This window comes from Candidatus Phaeomarinobacter ectocarpi (genome assembly GCF_000689395.1).
Taxonomy (GTDB): Bacteria; Pseudomonadota; Alphaproteobacteria; order CGMCC-115125; family CGMCC-115125; genus Pyruvatibacter; species Pyruvatibacter ectocarpi.
This window is the reverse complement of sequence record NZ_HG966617.1, coordinates 727,884-745,795: the sequence shown is the minus strand read 5'-3', so window position 1 is coordinate 745,795 and position 17,912 is coordinate 727,884. Positions and strand designations below refer to the sequence as shown.

General features: G+C 57.9%; 19 protein-coding genes. 9 read left to right on the top strand and 10 right to left on the bottom strand.

Annotated elements, in window-relative coordinates:
- Window positions 1-142 precede the first annotated feature (142 nt).
- Genes fabI through BN1012_RS16600 form a run of 3 tightly spaced genes read left to right on the top strand, consistent with a single transcriptional unit; the run spans window position 143 to window position 2,686 of the window.
- A complete protein-coding gene (fabI, locus tag BN1012_RS03595; protein WP_420887273.1) occupies window positions 143-934 on the top strand; it encodes an enoyl-ACP reductase FabI in 792 nt (263 codons plus the stop codon).
- Between the two features lie 37 nt (window positions 935-971).
- Window positions 972-2,099: a chorismate synthase gene (aroC, locus tag BN1012_RS03590; protein WP_043948557.1), complete on the top strand. Its 1,128-nt coding sequence runs from the start codon at window positions 972-974 to the stop codon at window positions 2,097-2,099.
- Between the two features lie 35 nt (window positions 2,100-2,134).
- The gene (locus BN1012_RS16600) at window positions 2,135-2,686 is read left to right on the top strand and encodes a hypothetical protein (protein ID WP_052534502.1); all 552 of its coding nucleotides are present in this window, start codon (window positions 2,135-2,137) and stop codon (window positions 2,684-2,686) included.
- 6 nt (window positions 2,687-2,692) lie between these two features.
- Here the strand turns inward: BN1012_RS16600 and BN1012_RS03575 are convergent, their stop codons facing one another.
- The 5 genes from BN1012_RS03575 to BN1012_RS03555 form a co-directional block, all read right to left on the bottom strand.
- Window positions 2,693-3,760 (bottom strand): class I SAM-dependent methyltransferase, encoded by a 1,068-nt coding sequence (locus BN1012_RS03575; protein ID WP_043948554.1) that lies wholly within the window; start codon window positions 3,758-3,760, stop codon window positions 2,693-2,695.
- 10 nt (window positions 3,761-3,770) lie between these two features.
- Window positions 3,771-5,021, bottom strand: a complete 1,251-nt coding sequence (locus tag BN1012_RS03570; protein WP_043948553.1) for a class I SAM-dependent RNA methyltransferase — start codon at window positions 5,019-5,021, stop codon at window positions 3,771-3,773.
- Window positions 5,014-5,745, bottom strand: coding sequence for a TlyA family RNA methyltransferase (locus BN1012_RS03565; protein ID WP_244442943.1), 732 nt, complete (start codon window positions 5,743-5,745; stop codon window positions 5,014-5,016). The genes BN1012_RS03570 and BN1012_RS03565 overlap by 8 nt, the downstream gene beginning before the upstream one ends.
- 65 nt (window positions 5,746-5,810) lie before the next feature.
- Complete coding sequence (locus tag BN1012_RS03560; RefSeq protein ID WP_043948551.1) at window positions 5,811-6,068, bottom strand: exodeoxyribonuclease VII small subunit; 258 nt, start codon at window positions 6,066-6,068, stop codon at window positions 5,811-5,813.
- A 28-nt stretch (window positions 6,069-6,096) separates the two neighbouring features.
- Window positions 6,097-7,026, bottom strand: coding sequence for a histone deacetylase family protein (locus tag BN1012_RS03555; protein ID WP_043948550.1), 930 nt, complete (start codon window positions 7,024-7,026; stop codon window positions 6,097-6,099).
- 87 nt (window positions 7,027-7,113) lie between these two features.
- Between BN1012_RS03555 and BN1012_RS03550 the strand changes: the two genes are divergently transcribed.
- On the top strand, window positions 7,114-8,130 hold the full coding sequence (locus tag BN1012_RS03550; RefSeq protein WP_052534499.1) for a zinc transporter ZntB: 1,017 nt from the start codon (window positions 7,114-7,116) through the stop codon (window positions 8,128-8,130).
- Here the strand turns inward: BN1012_RS03550 and BN1012_RS03545 are convergent.
- Window positions 8,127-8,681 carry a TetR/AcrR family transcriptional regulator gene (locus BN1012_RS03545; protein ID WP_043948549.1) on the bottom strand — a complete coding sequence of 185 codons (555 nt, stop codon included), beginning with the start codon at window positions 8,679-8,681 and terminating at the stop codon, window positions 8,127-8,129. The two genes, BN1012_RS03550 and BN1012_RS03545, sit on opposite strands and share 4 nt — an antisense overlap.
- Window positions 8,682-8,775: 94 nt before the next feature.
- On the opposite strand from BN1012_RS03545, the gene BN1012_RS03540 reads away from it, so the two are divergent.
- Window positions 8,776-9,231, top strand: coding sequence for a nuclear transport factor 2 family protein (locus BN1012_RS03540; RefSeq protein ID WP_171815901.1), 456 nt, complete (start codon window positions 8,776-8,778; stop codon window positions 9,229-9,231).
- A 9-nt stretch (window positions 9,232-9,240) separates the two neighbouring features.
- On the opposite strand, the gene BN1012_RS03535 is transcribed toward BN1012_RS03540, so the two are convergent.
- Window positions 9,241-10,338, bottom strand: coding sequence for an MBL fold metallo-hydrolase (locus BN1012_RS03535; RefSeq protein WP_043948547.1), 1,098 nt, complete (start codon window positions 10,336-10,338; stop codon window positions 9,241-9,243).
- A 64-nt stretch (window positions 10,339-10,402) separates the two neighbouring features.
- Entirely contained in the window at window positions 10,403-12,199 is a 1,797-nt protein-coding gene (locus BN1012_RS03530; RefSeq protein WP_043948546.1) for an acyl-CoA dehydrogenase family protein, read from the bottom strand.
- A 137-nt stretch (window positions 12,200-12,336) separates the two neighbouring features.
- Between BN1012_RS03530 and BN1012_RS03525 the strand changes: the two genes are divergently transcribed.
- Together BN1012_RS03525 and BN1012_RS03520 are read left to right on the top strand one after the other, a co-directional pair.
- Window positions 12,337-13,302: an L-threonylcarbamoyladenylate synthase gene (locus BN1012_RS03525; RefSeq protein ID WP_081826181.1), complete on the top strand. Its 966-nt coding sequence runs from the start codon at window positions 12,337-12,339 to the stop codon at window positions 13,300-13,302.
- A gap of 54 nt (window positions 13,303-13,356) precedes the next feature.
- Window positions 13,357-14,781: an FAD-binding oxidoreductase gene (locus tag BN1012_RS03520; RefSeq protein ID WP_043948545.1), complete on the top strand. Its 1,425-nt coding sequence runs from the start codon at window positions 13,357-13,359 to the stop codon at window positions 14,779-14,781.
- Here BN1012_RS03520 and BN1012_RS03515 read toward each other — a convergent pair.
- Window positions 14,778-16,118, bottom strand: coding sequence for a hemolysin family protein (locus BN1012_RS03515; RefSeq protein ID WP_043948544.1), 1,341 nt, complete (start codon window positions 16,116-16,118; stop codon window positions 14,778-14,780). The genes BN1012_RS03520 and BN1012_RS03515 overlap by 4 nt on opposite strands.
- Before the next feature lie 103 nt (window positions 16,119-16,221).
- Here BN1012_RS03515 and BN1012_RS03510 point away from each other — a divergent pair, with 103 nt between their 5' ends.
- Window positions 16,222-16,665 (top strand): GNAT family acetyltransferase, encoded by a 444-nt coding sequence (locus BN1012_RS03510; protein ID WP_043948543.1) that lies wholly within the window; start codon window positions 16,222-16,224, stop codon window positions 16,663-16,665.
- Window positions 16,666-16,678: 13 nt separating this feature from the next.
- Here BN1012_RS03510 and BN1012_RS03505 read toward each other — a convergent pair whose 3' ends face one another.
- Window positions 16,679-17,416, bottom strand: a complete 738-nt coding sequence (locus tag BN1012_RS03505; RefSeq protein ID WP_043948542.1) for an SOS response-associated peptidase — start codon at window positions 17,414-17,416, stop codon at window positions 16,679-16,681.
- Window positions 17,417-17,503: 87 nt separating this feature from the next.
- Between BN1012_RS03505 and BN1012_RS03500 the strand changes: the two genes are divergently transcribed.
- A complete protein-coding gene (locus tag BN1012_RS03500) occupies window positions 17,504-17,827 on the top strand; it encodes a hypothetical protein (RefSeq protein ID WP_145973400.1) in 324 nt (107 codons plus the stop codon).
- Window positions 17,828-17,912: the final 85 nt, after the last annotated feature.

The following is a 17,912-nucleotide window of genomic DNA, read 5'->3' as shown; positions in this document are numbered from 1 at the left end:
CCGTGATTTGCTTGTGCTGGTCAGCCCTTGCCGGATCGGCTATGGCATTGGTTCAATTTATACAAATGGCGCGTTTCCGCGATTTTGCGGGATTGCCCACAAGAGCAAAAAAGACGAGGTCTAGATGAGCGGGACGGGGCTGATGGCGGGAAAACGCGGCCTGATTATGGGGGTCGCCAATGATCGCTCCATCGCATGGGGCATCGCCAAGGCTGCAGCAGATGCAGGCGCCGAGCTGGCTTTCACCTATCAGGGTGATGCCCTGAAAAAGCGGGTGGCCCCGCTGGCAGAAGGTGTTGGTGCAAATCTTGTTCTGCCCTGCGATGTGACCGATGCAGCATCCATGGACTCTGTCTTTGAGACCATCGAGAAAGAATGGGGCAAACTGGACTTCCTAGTTCACGCCATTGCCTTTGCTGACAAGGAAGAGCTCAAGGGCCGGTATGTCGATACCAGCCTCGACAACTTCCTGATGAGCATGAACATCTCCTGCTACTCCTTCACGGCCATTGCGCAACGTGCGGAGAAGCTGATGACCGACGGTGGCTCCATGGTGACTCTCACCTATTACGGCGCTGAAAAAGTCATGCCACATTACAATGTGATGGGTGTTGCCAAGGCCGCGCTTGAGGCAAGTGTTCGCTATATGGCCGAAGATCTCGGCAAGAAGGCCATTCGGGTCAACGCGCTTTCCGCTGGACCGATCAAGACCCTGGCTGCGAGCGGCATTGGCGACTTCCGCTATATTCTCAAGTGGAACGAATACAACGCACCGTTGCGCCGGACTGTGACGATTGATGAAGTTGGTCAGTCAGCTCTGTATCTTCTGTCGGACATGGGCCGCGCTGTAACAGGCGAAGTGCATCATGTGGATGGCGGCTACCATGTCGTCGGGATGAAGGCAGAGGACGCCCCGGACATCGACGTAACCTGACGCGCAAGCGCAGGCTGCCTGTTCAGACGAAATACCCATGAGCCACAACACATTTGGACATCTGTTTCGCGTAACGACCTGGGGCGAGTCCCATGGGCCGGCGCTTGGTTGTGTTGTTGATGGCTGCCCGTCCGGCATTCCGCTTACGGAAGAAGACATCCAGGTATGGATGGAAAAGCGCAAGCCGGGGCAAAACAAATACACCACCCAAAGGCGCGAACCTGATCAGGTCCGCATTCTCTCAGGTGTTTTCCCAAATGCTGAAGGCGTGCAGGTCACGACAGGCACGCCAATCAGCTTGATGATTGAGAACGTCGACCAGCGCTCCAAAGACTATGGAGACATCAAGAACAAGTTTCGACCTGGTCATGCCGATTACGCCTATTATGCCAAATATGGCATTCGCGATTATCGCGGTGGCGGGCGGCAGTCCGCGCGGGAAACAGCTGCCCGTGTTGCGGCCGGTGCGATTGCTCGCAAGGTACTTGAGAGCGTTCTTGGCGAGGTCACCATTCGTGGTGCCCTTGTCCAGATGGGACCCCACAAGGTGCCCAAGTCCCGCACCAAGTGGGACTGGGGTGTCATCAATGACAACCCATTCTGGTGCCCCCATGCTGAAACAGCGGACAAGTGGGCCGACTATCTCGATGGCATTCGCAAGGCGGGGTCATCATGCGGTGCGGTGATCGAGGTTCAGGCGTCGGGCATTCCGGCCGGCCTGGGCGCGCCAATCTATGGCAAAGTCGATGCTGAACTTGCCGGTGCCCTGATGAGCATCAACGCGGTGAAGGGCGTTGAGATTGGCGACGGTATGGAAGCCGCCAAGCTGACCGGCGAAAAGAATGCGGACCAGATGCGTATGAAGAATGGCGAACCCATCTTCAAGTCCAATCATGCCGGTGGGGTGCAAGGCGGCATCTCCACAGGTCAGGACATTGTTGCGCGATTTGCCGTGAAGCCCACATCCTCCATTCTCACGCCGCGCGATACCGTTGACCTGTCAGGCGATGAAACTGATATCGTGACCAAAGGACGGCATGATCCATGTGTTGGCATTCGTGCGGTACCAGTAGGTGAAGCCATGATGGCTTGCGTGCTCGCGGATCAGTTACTTCGGCATCGCGCGCAGACCGGACGACACGACGGTTTGCCGCTTGGCGACTGAGATACGTCCTATCCATAACCCAAGGATGCACGGCCATGAGCGGATCTGACCCCTTCGAGGACAACGCCCCAAAGGCGGCGGCTCTCGCCACGACCTACCAACGCCAGGCCGGTGAGATGATGGTTTATGGCGGCACGTTTTTCGGGCTGTTTTTTCTGCTTGGCGGCGTGATGTCCGGCACGCTGGCTTTGTTTGCTCTGGCCGCAGCCATGCTCGGGGCGGCCTTTTACTTCTATCCGATGATCCGCACCGAAAAGGCGCAGCTGCGCATCGAGGCCAAGGGATTTTTTCTCGATGGCCTGGGCTGGTTGCCATGGACAGGGATTCGGGACGTACGGATGTATGACCGGTCAGTCCGCACCATCCGCAATGCGCATCTGGAACTGGCGCTTGCGGCGCCCGCAGAAGAAATTCTGCTGTCAGACGACAAGCCGGACTCCATGCGCGTGCTGATGGCGAAGACATGGACGCTCAAGCGCGGCAAAGACGGCTCCGCTAATTCAACGATCGTGATCCGCCTTGAACCTCTACGGGCCACACCGGAAGAGATTCTGGCAGCCATGCGGCGCTACCTTCCGGGCGCCTAGTGCGCGCTAGCGTTTTTCAAACACCATCACCTTGGACAGGAAAGCCGGCGTTTCGCTGAGCTGGCCAAGCCCAGTCTCGTCAAACAGGCCGGTAAAGTCCTCTTTGGTGTAAGACGCGAAATATGGCTCATGGAATGCCCAGGGAAAGAAATCCAGAAGCATGTCCAGCGAGGCCTTGTCGCCTTTCTGCAGGGCGTCTGTGAAAATCAACCGCCCTCCCGGCTTCAGCACACGGGCAATTTCTGATGCCACCACCCGCCTGATTTTCGGCGGCAGCTCATGAAACAGGTAGATGCACGTCACCACGTCCTGGCTCGCATCAGCAACAGGCAGTTTTTCCGCGTTTGCATTGAGGTAGGACACGTTGCGCCACTTGCTCAGTGTGCGGCGCGCCTTTGCCAGATAGTTGGGTGACAGATCAACGGCTGTAAGGTTCAAACGGGGATAGTTGTCACACACGAATGTGAGAAACCGCCCGGTTCCGCAGGCGACGTCGAGAACACTTACCTCGCGCTGGTCGCGTCCCTGCAGTGCCTGCGCCAGCGGTACCAAGGCCTGACGCCGCATGGCATCCGCCGTGCCGGTAAACAGGACTTCGACCTGAGTGTCGTAGATGTCAGCTGACGCGTCATCGAGCCAGCCACCTGTCTGGTAGTGGAAGTTTTGAAGGTAATAGCGCGGGAAGCGGCTGCGTCGCTCCTCATTCAGGACTTCTGAATGCGCCTTGGCCCGGCGACGACCATCAACTTTCGGTACATCTGCCAGATAGGCCTTTGCCTTGCTGATGCCTTTCAGCAACCGAAGCGCCATATCGTGAGGGGCTGCGTAAATGCCGCGTTCCACATTTCGCCAATCGGCTGCGAACAGGTCTGCAACAGCTTTCAAGAGCTGCCTGCGGTCAGGCGCTTTGGATGACGATCGTCGGGGCCTGCTGGACTCATCACTCAGCGGACCGACCATGCGGCGCGTGACAACTGATTGCCCCAGATACCAAGCAACACGGACGCCCTGGCTCAAGCCATAGGCAAGCCGCAAAGCTGGTTTGGCATTTGGTCGGGAGTGCGTTTCGCTCATGCAGATAAATCTAGGCCCGTTCGAAGAGTGCGACCACCTCTATGTGAGCGGACCACCTGAATTGATCAACCGGGGTCACAGCCCCGATCATGTAGCCCCCGTCAATCAGGATACGCGCATCGCGCGCGAAGGTTGCGGGATTGCAGGAAACCGATACCACGGCAGGTACTATGGACTTTGCCAATTGCTCTGCCTGCGCCTGACCGCCGGCTCGCGGGGGATCCAGAACAGCCAGATCATAGTTTTTCAGATCCAAAGCAAAAACCGGGCGGCGAAAAAGGTCGCGGCGTTCTGCAACCAGGGGTTTCAGGCCCTGGAGGTTTCTGGTTGCCTGGTCCAGAGCGGCAATTGCTGCGGGGTCGCTGTCAAAAGCATCGACTTTGGCAAGCCGCGCCAGTGGCAGCGAAAACGCACCACACCCTGAGAACAGATCAACCACGCGCTTGAGGCGTTTTCGACCTTTCGCAGCCTCAATGATGTGTTGGCGCAGTGTGTCTTCTGCGTGCTCCACGGCCTGCAGGAATCCACCAGCAGGGGGCACGCACTCCAACCCGTCGAACGAAATGACCGGGGATCGCCATTCTGCTACCTGCTCATTGTTCCACGTCAGGCGGGCAAGACCAGCAGCCTGCCCAGCAGTGGATAGTTTTGACAGGAGTTGGCCCGTCAGCGCCTTGCCCGGCATATCCACGGCAACGTCCAGGCCATTTTGTGTCGTCGTCACGGCAACCTTGGCTTCACCACGGCGTGTCAGCCCATCTTCCAACATTGCCGCAATGCCCGGCAGCGCCTTGGTGAGGGCGGGATCTGCGATTTCGCATTCGGATACATCAACGATGTGTTGCGATGCCTTTTCGTGAAACCCAATCACCACCCCTGCGCCACCGCGCCGGGCGGCAAAGGTTACGCGCCGCCGTGAGCGGGCCGGTGATGTGATGGTGGGCTTCACTTCTGTCTCGATACCGCGATGGGCCAGCGCGGCGATGACCTGGCCGCGTTTCCAGTCAGCCACATAGGTGTCATCGATGTGTTGAAGGGAGCACCCCCCGCATTGACCAGCCTTGGGGCATGGGGGTGTGACGCGATGGGTAGATGGTTCATGCACAGCAACGATGCGGCCGCGTGAGCCCGAGATGTCAAGGCTTACGACGTCACCCGGCACACCGCCTTCGACGTAAACCTGGTCGCCATCAATGTCCGCGACTGCGTCGCCCTTGTGTGCGAGATCAGCAATTGTGGCGCGCGTTACAGCTTCAGCCATCCTTGCGTGCTCCCAATAGAAATTCGACATTGCCGCTTCCCCCGGCAATGGGGCTTTCAACGCAACCGGTCACGGTCCAGCCGTTCATGGCTTCCACGGCAGCACTGACCGTTTCAATCGATTTTTCCCGTGCTGCACTGTCTTTCACGATGCCGCCTTTGCCGATTGCCCCGCGCCCAACTTCAAACTGCGGCTTCACCAACACGACCAAACGCGCTGCATCGCCGGCGAAGCTACAGGCATGGGGCAATACTTTGGTTGCCGAAATGAACGATACGTCGCACACGACCAGATCAACCGGAACGGGGATCTGCTCGGGCGTCAGAGAGCGCGCATCCTGCCCTTCTAGCGAGACAACGCGAGCATCCGCGCGAAATTTGGGAGATAGCTGATCACGCCCTACGTCCACTGCGTAAACCCGCGCCGCACCGCGAGTGAGCACAACGTCTGTGAACCCGCCTGTGGATGCACCAACATCAAGCACAGTTTTGTCTTTGGAGGGAATGCCGAACTGATCAAGCGCGTGCGCCAGTTTCAAGCCCGCGCGTGAGACATAGGGGATCGCCGGATCTTCCAACGCAATTTCTGTAGTGACATCAAACTCCTGGGCGGGCTTTGCAGCGGTAACCCCACGCACCAGCACGCGTCCTGCTTTGATTTCCGCCTGGGCGCGGGCGCGCGACGGGGCCAGCCCCCGCTCCACCATCAGCAGATCAAGCCTCACGCGTTTTCTCCGCAATCAAACGGGGAGACACAGTTGATGAAGTCGTGCGGATCGCCGTGGCGAGCCTAGTCATCATCAAGGTTAGCCGCAGCGGACCCTTTGACAGCTCCCGCTGATCCCAGCGTAATTTTTTCCACCTTCATTTCGGCTTCACGCAACTTGGCTTCACAATGGGCCTTGAGGGCCGTGCCGCGTTCATAGACCTGGATTGATTTCTCCAGATCAACGTCACCTGCTTCCAGCTCACTGACAATGGCCTCAAGCTCCTGAAGCGCGGCCTCGAAGGAGAGCTTTTTGATATCGGCGGGAATTTTGTCAGCCATCTGGGATTCCTAGCAGAGGGTCGTGCGGCTATGCAGCCAAAAGTGCCTTCACGTGAGCGCGCGAGGCGCTGGCGAGGGCTTCTAGATCATACCCCCCTTCCAGTAGCGATACGACACGCCCACCGCAACACTTGGATGCAATGTTGCAGAGCTCGGTGGTCACCCACCCATAATCCTCATCCTCCAGATCCATCTGAGCCAGGGGATCACGCCGATGACCGTCAAACCCGGCTGAAATGATCAGCAGGTCCGGGTCAAATGCCTCAAGGGCTGGAAAAATGCGGCTCTCATAAGCGTCGCGAAAGTCTGGCCCGGCGGCATGGGCCGGCAGGGGCGCATTTACGATGTTGTTGTCGATCCCGGTTGTATTTGCTGATCCGGTGCCGGGATAAAGTGGGTGCTGATGAGTGGAGGCATACATAAGGGCGCCATTGGACAGGAAGGCCGCCTCTGTGCCATTGCCGTGGTGCACATCGAAATCCACGACCGCCACACGTGACAGACCGTGCTGCTCCTGAGCATACCGGGACGCGATTGCCGCATTTGAGAAGAAACAAAAGCCCATCGCGCGGTCTGGCTCCGCATGGTGCCCGGGGGGACGTGTCGCGCAGAAAGCGTTGTCGACGGTTTCGCCGACCACCATGTCAACAGCCTGAATGGCGGCACCGGCGGAGAGAAGTGCGGCGTCAAAGCTGCGTGCTGACATCACCGTGTCTTCATCCACAAAATGGTAGCCGTCCGCAGGCACGCTGCCTTTCATGGCGTCAATGTGTGATTGTGGGTGCACCAGCAAAAGATGGTCTGAGGTGGCGGCAATAGCCTGATGGCGTTGCAGGGCCTCAAAGGCTACGCCCGTCAGGCCATCAAGTACGGCTTGCAGCCGTGCCGGGCTTTCAGGATGCCGGGTGGGTGGTTGATGCAGCGCACAATCGCTGTGGGTGATCAAAGCTGTTGTCATACTGCCATTGTGCCCCACCTGCCCGCCGCTGCAAACTCGCACCAGAGGCGAATCAGACACGCCTGTTGTTCGGGGGAGGGCTGCGATATGGCAGTGGAAGACCACGCATCACACATGGATGCGCAAAAAGATGATGGCGGCCTTGTTTGCGCCTATCTGATTGATGGCAATGGCGGCGCCAAGCCCATTGGATGGAGCGAAGTTGTCAGCTGGACACCAAGTGACGGTGAGATCTGGGTCCATCTCGACTACACGCAGGCTTCGGCAGTCACCTATCTGCGAGAACAATGCGGTATCAATCCCATTGCAGCTGATGCGCTTGTTGCCGAGGATTCTCGTCCAAGAGCCATGCCGTTTGATGAGGCGGTGCTGGTGACCCTCCGCGGCGTAAACCTCAACCCCGGCGAGCGGCCTGAAGACATGATCTCCATCCGTTGCTGGATCGAGAAGGGTCGGCTGATAACGACACGCCACAGGCGACTTCAAAGCATTGATGCCCTACGTGACCGTCTGGCTGGTGCGACAAAACCAAAAAACGTGAACGATCTGTTCCATCTGCTGGCGGACCGGCTGTCCGCCCGCGTTGATGATGCCGTAAGTCTGATTGATGAAACGGTAGATCATCTCGAAGAGGCGGCCCTGGATGATGCGACAGCATCAGGTCGTGGACTTGAAAGGCAGCTGGGGCAAATGCGACGGCGGGCCATCACGCTGCGACGGTTTCTGGCGCCCCAGCGTGAGGCCCTTGGGTCACTTCAATCCGTTATTGGCCCATTTACGGATCGTCAACGGGCGCATCTGCGGGAAGTTGTAGATCACAATCTACGTATTCTTGAAGATCTGGATGCAACGCGTGAGCGCGCTGCGGTGGTTCAGGAAGAGCTGATGCACCGGGCGTCTGATCAGATGAACCGCAATATGTATATGCTCTCGGTCGTTGCAGCGATTATGTTGCCACTGGGCTTCATTACGGGCCTGCTTGGCATCAATGTGGGCGGCTTGCCACTTGCCCATAGTGGCAATGGATTCTGGATCGTTGTGGGTTCGCTTGTTTTTCTCGTTGCTATCCAGGTTTACATTTTCAGGCGGCGCAAATGGCTCTAGCCCGCCAGGGCTGATGAGACCGCGATCTCAAAAGGCTTGCGGGACTGACGCGCGCGCGCAAGCAGCCAGGCTCCTTCCAGCCCCATCATCAGGGCTTCTGCAGTCTTGCGCGGGTGGTTGTATCCCAGCCGCCTGGCCTGGCTTTCAAGCGCACCAATCCATAGATCAAAAATGGCCAGCGCTTCGCGCCTGAGGTCATCTGACTCGGGCGCTGTCTCAAGCAGGACAGATGCGACCGGACACCCTTCTGAAAATCCTGATTTCTCGAACCAATCCGCCAGCCTGACACTGAAAGCCTTGGCCCCGGCCTGAAAGGTCTTGGCGTCCTTGAATGCGGTTTCGATGAAGTCTTCAATCTCCAGGCTTGACCACTGCATGGCCGCCACAGCCAGTTCATCCTTGCCCCCAGGGAAGTGGTGATAGAACGAGCCTTTGGGCGCCCCGCTTTCTTCAAGAATAAGCGACAGGCCAGTTCCGTGAAATCCACGGGACTGGAACAGGCGGGCGGCTGTTTCAACAAGTTGCTGACGGGCGTTTGACGGTCTGGCCATAAAAGCTTGTAGCTTTTCTATGGCGGTTGGTCTAGATAGTCGTAATTCTATGGTGATCACCATAGAACTCATTGATCCTGACTGGAGAACACAGATGACCGAAATGCTTCAAACATGGCGCGACTTCCTGGATACATTCAATACAGCCTGCGAGACAGACGAGTGGTCACCGCTTGAACCATTTTTGACCGAAGACGTTCAGTACCGGGTGACGGGCATGTTCATGGCTTGCCATATTCAGGGGCGCGCAGCGGTGATTGCTGGTTTTGCAAAGTCCATTCGCGGATTTGACCGCAAATTTGACAGCCGTCAGCACGAGCCTGTTGGCGTTAAAACCTATGACCCTGATACCGTTTCAGCGATTGCCTGGGGCAGATACCAAAAGGCCGGACTTCCCGATGTGCGCATTGCGGCGCACGGATTCTGGCATTTCCGCGATGGAAAGATTAATGCCATGACCGATGTCTGGGATGTGACTCTTGTTGAAAACCAGCAAGCGCTGGCATGGCTTGCGGAACATGGCAGCTATATGGATGCGTCCTACGTCTAAGGCTATTGGCTATTCGGCGGCGGTTGCCTGCGCATGGGAAACTCGCTCGTAGCGGGCAACCCCGTCGTCGCCCATGAAGCGCCGAGCAAGCCCCCGTTCAATCAGGCAATTCAGGTGCGCCAAACTCTCACCGGTTGCCATGTGTACCAGGTCATCCGTGATCGGACGGCGGAACAGGGCTCCGAACACTTCGTTCGCGCGCTTGGGCTCGCCGATCAGTTCTTCGAGCTTGCCCAAATCGGTTTCGTGTTCGTCGATCAAGTCTTGCAAGCGGACCTTAAGACCATAGAACGGTTCGTTGTGGGCGGGGCCAACGAGTGTGTCAGCTGGTAACTGGTCGCGGATGCGCGCGCAACTCTCCAACCAGTCTGACAGCGGGTCTGCCTGAGGCTCGGTTGGATGAACACTGATGTTTGAGGAAATACGCGGGAGCACCTGATCACCGGACAGGAGAACAGCAGCATCCGGGCACCACAGGCACATATGCTCCGGGGCATGGCCCCGCCCCTCTACGGTCTGCCAGGTGCGGCCGCCGATTTCCAGTTGCTGGCCACCGACCAGACGCCGAAAGCTCTGGGGCATGGTGGACACATCACGCCCAAACCCACCAAAACGCCGTCGATAGGTTTCGATCTGGGCGTCGTTGAAACCAGCCTCCCGATAGAACCGTACCCCCTCTTCCGGCGCTTCGGTACCAGTATCGAGCACAAGGTTGCAGCACATCAGATAGTCAGTACGCGACATCCACAGCTCGACACCGAAACGACGGCACAGCCAACCGGCAAGTCCCACATGATCGGGATGCAGATGAGTGACGATGACCTTGGTAACGGGCCGCCCACCCATGACACCCGCGAAGTGCTGTTCCCAAAGATCGCGGACTTTAGATGTATTCACACCCGTATCGACGATGACCCAGCCGTCTCCATCCTCGATCAGATACAGATTGATGTGATCCAGCGAATAGGGGAGCGGCATCCGCAGCCAATGAATGCCTGGAGAAATCTCAATTGTCTCACCCGGCGCTGGAAACTCTTTCAGGCCGTGGGGGTAGGAGATTTCTGTCGGCGTCTGCGTTGGCTTTTGGGGTGCTGCGGAAATGGACATTGTTGCTCCTGTTCACCAATGGGGTACGTGACGCTGACGTAAGCGTCAACGCTCCGCCATTGGTCTAGGACGTGAGCAAATCCGTGCTGAGGGCATAAAGGCCAGCGGCACCCGACGTCGCAGGTGCCTTGAGGCCGGCAGCCTGAGGCAGGATATTTGTTGCATAGAACGCCGCCATCTCGACACGACCGGCGAGATAGCTGTCTTCCCCGGCCTTGGGATGGGCTGCGAGCGCACCCTTGGCGAGATAGGCACCGCCGGCCACGGTCCCGATCATCTTGAGATATGGTGTCGCGCCGCCCAGAGCATCGGTTGCTTCTGATTTCAGAGCTTCCAACAGCCAATCTGTGGTTTCGCGCAACGTGGCGTTGGCTTGCGACAATTCCCTACCAATCGTAACCAGCTTTTCATCATTGGAGGCCGAGCAGGACTTGGCTGTCTGATCGATCTCATCAAGGAAATCAGCGATGACCTTGCCGCCGTCCATTGTCAGCTTGCGGCTGACAAGGTCGATGGCCTGGATGCCATTTGTGCCTTCATAGATCGGCGCAATACGACTATCGCGCAGATGCTGAGCAGCGCCGGTTTCTTCAATGAAGCCCATACCGCCGTGAATCTGAATGCCAATGGAGGCAACGTCCACGCCCACATCCGTTGAGAAACCTTTTGAAATTGGCGTGAGAAGAGCAGCACGTCCCTGCCCCCATTTGCGCTTGTCCTCGTCTTCGCCATTGTGCTCGAGGTCGAGCGCCACAGCGTTGGCGTAGCAGATGCCCCGCGTTGCTTCCGTCATTGCCTTCATGGTGAGCAGCATGCGGCGCACATCAGGGTGATCAATAATCGGCGACATGCCGTCCGGTTTGTCCGTATACGGTGTGAATGCCTTGCCCTGCTTACGCTCCATCGCATAGTCAAGCGCCTGCTGGTAGGCTCGCTCAGCGATGCCGACGCCCTGCATGCCCACATTGAGCCGGGCATTGTTCATCATGGTGAACATGCAGCGCATGCCTTTGTTTTCTTCACCGATGAGCCACCCGATGGCGCCCTCTTCCTCGCCATAGGCCATGACGCAGGTGGGGCTGGCATGAATGCCAAGCTTCTTTTCCAGACCGATGCACTTGACGTCGTTGCGGTCGCCCAGAGATCCGTCATCGTTCACGAAAAACTTCGGTACGAGGAAGAGCGAAACGCCCTTGGTGCCCTCGGGTGCATCCGGCAGGCGGGCAAGAACCAGGTGAATGATATTTTCCGCCATGTCGTGGTCGCCCCACGTGATGTAGATCTTCGTGCCTTTTATCTTGTAGGTACCATCTCCCACTGGCTCCGCTTTTGCCTTGAGCGCGCCAACGTCGGAGCCGGCTTGCGGCTCGGTCAGGTTCATGGAGCCTGTCCACTCACCCGACAGCAGTTTGGGGAGGTATTTGTCGCGCAACTCGTCCGAGCCGTGCTGCGTCAGGCTCTCTACCGCACCCTGACTGAGCATGGGGCACAGGCCAAAAGCCATGTTGGCCTGATTGATGTATTCCTGCACGGCAACGGCCAGGGACAAAGGCAGACCCTGCCCACCATAATTGACGTCACCGGGAATGGAGCACCAGCCCGCTTCAAACCACTGTTTGTAGGCGTCAGCAAATCCATCCGGGGCTTTCACGCCATCCGCACCGAGCTGCGAGCCCTGCTGGTCGCCGGTCCAGTTGAGAGGGGCCAGCAGATCTCCCGCCATGCGGCCGGATTCCTCAAGCACCTGTTCGATCAGATCCGGTTCCAGATCGGGGAAAGCCTTGGAGCCACAAAGCTCCTTGAGGCCTGCAATCTCATTGAGGGCAAAGGACATGTCACGGACGGGTGGGCGGTAGGTCATGCGGTTTCTCTCATCTCGGCAATCGAGGAAGGGTCATTAGGCAAACAGATAGCAGAAATGGCGGGCATATCCAGCCGCAGGGTATTTATGCCGCTTTTGCGCTTTTGAAGACGGGTCGGTCGTGGCAGGTTGCCGCCATGACACCCCCTGCCGCCCTCACCCCAACCAAGGCTGACAAAGACGCGATCGACCGCGCGTCCCAGTGCCTGCTTGCGGGGGGGCTTGTCGCTTTTCCGACCGAGACGGTTTACGGGCTTGGCGCTGACGCAACCAGCGACCGGGCGGTGGCTCGGATTTTTGAGGCCAAGGGCCGGCCTCAGTTCAACCCGCTTATCAGCCATGTGTCGGGCGTCGAGATGGCCCGGCAACTCGGCGAGTTGAGCGACCTGGCATTGGCGCTCGCCGATACCTTCTGGCCGGGGCCATTGACGCTTGTGGTGCCCCGATCTGCCGATTGTCCCGTGTCACTGCTGGCCTCTGCGGGGCTGGATACCATCGCCATACGCATGCCGAACCATAAGGTGGCACAAGCACTGATCGGACGTGTCCAAAGGCCGTTGGCTGCGCCCAGCGCCAATCCGTCCGGTCGGGTAAGCCCTACGACCGCACAGCATGCAGCAGATGGCCTCAAGGGCAGGATCGACATGGTCCTTGATGGAGGCCCGTGCACTGTTGGGCTTGAATCTACGGTTGTTTCAATTGTGGCCGATCAAGTACGCCTGCTCCGACCCGGGACCATTACCCGTAACCAGCTGGAAGGCGTATGCGGGGCGCTAGAGGAAACAAAGAGTAACGCGATTGAGGCACCGGGGATGCTGGTAAGTCACTATGCGCCGAACGCATCCGTGCGACTCAATGTATCAGCGCCTGCCGACAATGAGGCTCTTTTGGGTTTTGGGCCGGATTTGCCTCAACACGATGGCCCGATTGCGAATCTGAGCCCTTCGGCTGATCTGGTTGAGGCGGCTGCCAATCTCTTTGCCATGCTGCGGCAGCTTGATGCGACAGGCGCGCGCGGCATTGCCGTGACGCCCATTCCAGCTGATGGCATTGGTGAGGCCATAAACGATCGGCTCAAAAGGGCGGCCGCGCCCAAAACCTGAAGACATGACCAGTGGGCTTTGACGGGTATGCCAATCGGCTCTACGTCAGTAGGTATGAATATGAGTGGACCATCAGCAGACACACTTTCAAGGCTGGCGGACGCCGCCGGGCCGGCGGGTGCACTACGACCGGACTCTGAAGATCTTGCGCGCTATCTGGTGGAGTGGCGCGGCCTGTTTCATGGGGAAACTCCCCTCGTGCTGCGACCGGCAAGCGTTGACGCTGTTGCAGCGATTGTTCGCATTGCCCATGAAACCGGCACCGGTCTTGTGCCGCAGGGCGGCAACACGGGGCTTGTTGGTGGACAGATACCCGACATGTCCGGCAGCCAAGTCATTGTATCGCTCGAGCGCATGAATTCTGTGCGGACTGTTGATCCTCTCAACAACACGATGATAGTGGATGCAGGATGTACGTTGCAGACGACGCAAGAGGCGGCAGCCAGCAACAACAGGCTTTTTCCTTTGAGCCTTGCATCGGAGGGGTCATGCCAGGTCGGCGGAGTCATCTCCACGAATGCGGGGGGTACGGCGGTATTGCGGTACGGCTCCATGCGCGACCTGGTTCTGGGGCTGGAAGCGGTGCTGCCAAATGGCGAAATCTGGGATGGGCTCTCCGGACTTCGCAAGGACAATACAGGCTATGATCTGACCCGCCTTCTGGCCGGCGCCGAGGGGACTTTGGGCATCATTACCGGCGCGGTTGTGAAGCTGTTTCCCAAACCCAGGGCGACGGAAACCGCTTTTGCAGCCCTGCGAGACCCGCAGGCTGCCGTAGAACTGCTGGCACGCCTGCAAGATGCCAGCGGCGGCCTCGTCTCAACATTCGAGATCATCAGCGATAGCGGTTTTGAACTCACACTCCGGCATTTTGAAGGTGCCAAAGACCCGCTGTCCCACCCTTCCGATTGGTATGTGCTCGCAGAAGTGACAGCCGGCACTGATGGCTGGCTGCGCACCATGCTGGAGACAGCCCTTGGCAATGCCATTGACGATGGTCTTGTACTGGATGCGACACTTGCTGAGAGCGAGACCCAGAGGGCTGCGCTGTGGGCGCTTCGGGAAAACATGTCGGAAGCGCAGAAACTGGAAGGCGCCAGCATCAAGCACGATGTGTCCGTCCCGGTTTCAAGCGTTCCTGCGTTTCTTCAGCAAGCGACGGATGCCGTCACAGCGGCGATGCCGGGAGTTCGGCCTGTTCCGTTCGGCCACATTGGCGATGGCAATATCCATTTCAATCTCAGTCAGCCCATTGCCATGGACCCGCAAGCTTTTCTGGATCAGTGGCAGGCCATGAATGACATTGTGCATGGGATCGTTGCATCGCTGGGCGGCTCAATCTCAGCTGAACATGGGATCGGCACGCTCAAACGTGACGAGATCAAGACGTACAAATCCGACGTTGAACTTGGCGTGATGCGCGCGATAAAGGCGGCGCTGGATCCCAAGGGCATCATGAACCCTGGCAAGCTGCTTTAGCTGGCCTTGCTCGCAGGGCTCCGCAGGCCTGCAATTGGAATATTGCGAAGCGGGGCAATCATCACCTTGTCGATGCGTGTGCCATCTACATCGACGATCTCAAAACGATAGCCATCCCAGACAAACTCATCGCCTTCGGTTGGCAATCTGCCAAAGAAGTGCAGCATGGCGCCGGCAAGGGTGTTGAAATCCTCAGAGTCTTCGCCCGGCAGGGACTGAAGACCCAGAACCTCCTTGAGCTCGTCTACTGCTGCCCCGCCTTCGACCAGAAATGACCCGTCCTTGCGGTTGATAACATTCATGCGCGGCGCGCTGCCGTCGCCGGTAACGTCACCGACCATGGCACGGAAAATCTCCGCCATGGTGATTGCGCCCTGGACCTCGCCGAATTCATCCACAACGAGGGCCATGAACTTGTTTTCTGACTGCATGGTGCCGAGCACCTGAAGGGCCTTCGCTGATTCAGGCACGTAAAGCGGCGCGCTCATGCTGGCAAAGATATCGAACTCAAGATCGGTCGGTAGTGCCGCAAGCACATCCTCTGCCCTGACAACGCCAACGGGAACACGCGTTGGCCCTTGGCCAACGACATAGCGCATGGACTGGGCTTCACGAATGATTTCCGCGTTCACTTCCAGTGGCGCGTCCAGATCAAGCCACGGGACCTGACGCCTTGGCGTCATGATATCATACGCCATCTTGTCGCCGAGCCGGAACACGCGGTGGACGATGTCGCGCTCGACGTCCTCAATTGCGCCCGCTTCGGCACCCTCGACCACGAGTTGACGGATTTCTTCTTCCGTCACCTGGCTTACGGGCTCCGCCGATATGCCCAGCACACGCAATGCCAGATCACTTAGTATCGACAGGAAATCGACAAGCGGGGAGAAGACTTTGGAGAGGCCCAGCATCGGCCGGGCAATGCCACTGGCGATGTACTCAGGATTGCCCAGGGCAATGCGCTTGGGGACCAGTTCACCGATCACCAGCGTCAGGATCGTGACAACCACGACCACCAGACCAAGCGCCACAGGCTGCCCGTAGCTGCCGATCCACTCAATGCCGGACAGCATCTGGCCAAGGGGCTCCGACACCGTGGCGGCACCGAAGGCACCGGACAGAACGCCAATCATTGTGATGCCGATCTGAACCGTGGAGAGAAAGCGTTCAGGTTTTTCGCGCAGCTGTGCCGCAACCTTCGCCCCATTGGCACGACGGTCTCCGTCCGCAAGAGCTTGCAGACGTGCAGAGCGCGAGGAAACAACGGCCATCTCCGATAAGGCGAAGAAGCCGTTTAATCCAACCAGCGCTAGTAGAATGAAGATGTCGAGTGCCATCAGGAATCCAAGCCGACCCTATTCAACTAATATAGGGCCTTGTAACGTGATTTGCTCGTTTTTGCGGGCGTTCCCGCCAAAACTTTAGCGGGAGGCGCGCAAAATGGCCGAAAATCACACTCAAATTCCTATCCGGTTCGCTTCAGCAAAGCCAGAGGATCGCGCAAAAGTCACAGAATTGTGGGATATTTGCGGGCTTACGCGGCCCTGGAACGATGCCAACGCGGACTTCGAATTCGCATTGGCCGGTCCCGCATCCACCGTTCTGGTAGGGCTGATTGACGGCAACATCGTCGCAAGCGCAATGGTGGGCCATGATGGGCACCGGGGCGGCATCTACTATGTGAGCGTCCATCCCTCGTGTCGCGAAAAGGGTCTGGGCGCGCTGGTGATGAGAGAAGCGGAGCAGTGGCTTCAGGCACTCGGCGTGCCCAAGATGAACCTGATTGTACGGTCCGGGAACGACAAGGTCGTGGGGTTCTACGAGTCGATCGGGTATCAGGTGGAGCCAAATACGCAGATGGGCAAGAGGCTCGATGGGGATTGATTGACTGTATGGATTAGAAAAGCGTCATCTGGTCATCAGGCTTTTTGTCCGACTTCGTTTTTGCTGGCGGCTCTGCCTGAACCGGGTCGACTTCGTCCTGAAGAGCGGCATCGTCATTGGCAACCGCGTTGACGCGGGTGGAAACTGGAACGATGTCTAACAAATCATCAGCAGACGGAACAAGCAGTTCCAATGCCCGCTTCCCCAAAGTCTCAGACGTATCAATCCAAGTTTCCCAGTCCGCCTGATTCAGGATGACCGGCATGCGGTGATGGACGGGCGCCAGTGTCGCATTGGCTTGCGTCGTAATGATGCTGCAGCTTTCAAGCTCCGAACCTTCGGGAGACTGCCAATGCTCCCAAATACCCGCAAACGCCATGGGTGCCCGATCGCGCCTGCGGATCAGATATGGTTGTTTTGGCTGAGCCCCGCCCGGCTTCCACTCATAAAACCCATCCGCTGGGACAAGACATCTGCGGCGTTTGAATGCGGATCTGAATGCGGGTTTCTCTGCAACAGTTTCACCGCGGGCGTTAAAGAGTGGCTTTGAGCCCACCTCACGCGCCCAATCAGGCACCAGTCCCCATCTCACAAGAATGAAATGGCGTTGCCCATCGGCTCCCTTTCGGATGATGGGAACCGGTTGGGTTGGGGCAATGTTCCATCGCGGCGGAAAGTTCGGCTGCTCTGGAAAATTGAACAGCTCCGCCATTGCCTGAGGGGGTGTCGTTATTGAATATCGTCCGCACATGGGACGCGATACTATGCATGGATCATTAACTGCTCCAGTGGCAAAACGCTGGCTATCCAGCCGTTTGAGACTGTTCAGGAGACATCCATGCGCCTTGCTTGCCTATGCACCGCCACTCTCTCATTTACCTTGGCTAGTCTCGGCTTTGGCACGGCGTTCGCTCAGAACGGCTCCGATGATCAAAGACATGGGCCTTTTGTCAAAACTGACGAGATGCTCGGCGGTCTGCTGGAAAAGGGCTACGAGATCAAAGGCATTCTTGGCGGCGCCCTGATTTTGGTCCAGGACGCGAGCATGTATAGCTGCGCGCTTGTGCCGGACCATGAGGCATTGAGCTACAAAACCCAGTTTGAATGCTCGGTTCTTGATGAAATCAGGTCCGTGGATTCCACAAAAAGCGCTGAAGACTAGGCTTTTCTCGCTGTTTAGCTAGTAAGCCGGCAGTAAGGATCGCCTGTTAGCCTGCAACCCTAAGTGGCAACACCCAGGTTTATAC

Coding starts and splice junctions, on each gene's coding strand:
- BN1012_RS03525 (WP_081826181.1), top strand. CDS start 12,337: ATGACACCCCCTGCCGCCCTCACCCCAACCAAGGCTGACAAAGACGCG.
- BN1012_RS03535 (WP_043948547.1), bottom strand. CDS start 10,338: ATGTCCATTTCCGCAGCACCCCAAAAGCCAACGCAGACGCCGACAGAA.
- BN1012_RS03515 (WP_043948544.1), bottom strand. CDS start 16,118: ATGGCACTCGACATCTTCATTCTACTAGCGCTGGTTGGATTAAACGGC.
- aroC (WP_043948557.1), top strand. CDS start 972: ATGAGCCACAACACATTTGGACATCTGTTTCGCGTAACGACCTGGGGC.
- BN1012_RS03575 (WP_043948554.1), bottom strand. CDS start 3,760: ATGAGCGAAACGCACTCCCGACCAAATGCCAAACCAGCTTTGCGGCTT.
- BN1012_RS03520 (WP_043948545.1), top strand. CDS start 13,357: ATGAATATGAGTGGACCATCAGCAGACACACTTTCAAGGCTGGCGGAC.
- BN1012_RS16600 (WP_052534502.1), top strand. CDS start 2,135: ATGAGCGGATCTGACCCCTTCGAGGACAACGCCCCAAAGGCGGCGGCT.
- BN1012_RS03505 (WP_043948542.1), bottom strand. CDS start 17,416: ATGTGCGGACGATATTCAATAACGACACCCCCTCAGGCAATGGCGGAG.
- BN1012_RS03540 (WP_171815901.1), top strand. CDS start 8,776: ATGACCGAAATGCTTCAAACATGGCGCGACTTCCTGGATACATTCAAT.
- BN1012_RS03530 (WP_043948546.1), bottom strand. CDS start 12,199: ATGACCTACCGCCCACCCGTCCGTGACATGTCCTTTGCCCTCAATGAG.
- BN1012_RS03570 (WP_043948553.1), bottom strand. CDS start 5,021: ATGGCTGAAGCTGTAACGCGCGCCACAATTGCTGATCTCGCACACAAG.
- BN1012_RS03510 (WP_043948543.1), top strand. CDS start 16,222: ATGGCCGAAAATCACACTCAAATTCCTATCCGGTTCGCTTCAGCAAAG.
- BN1012_RS03545 (WP_043948549.1), bottom strand. CDS start 8,681: ATGGCCAGACCGTCAAACGCCCGTCAGCAACTTGTTGAAACAGCCGCC.
- fabI (WP_420887273.1), top strand. CDS start 143: ATGGCGGGAAAACGCGGCCTGATTATGGGGGTCGCCAATGATCGCTCC.
- BN1012_RS03550 (WP_052534499.1), top strand. CDS start 7,114: ATGGCAGTGGAAGACCACGCATCACACATGGATGCGCAAAAAGATGAT.
- BN1012_RS03500 (WP_145973400.1), top strand. CDS start 17,504: ATGCGCCTTGCTTGCCTATGCACCGCCACTCTCTCATTTACCTTGGCT.
- BN1012_RS03555 (WP_043948550.1), bottom strand. CDS start 7,026: ATGACAACAGCTTTGATCACCCACAGCGATTGTGCGCTGCATCAACCA.
- BN1012_RS03560 (WP_043948551.1), bottom strand. CDS start 6,068: ATGGCTGACAAAATTCCCGCCGATATCAAAAAGCTCTCCTTCGAGGCC.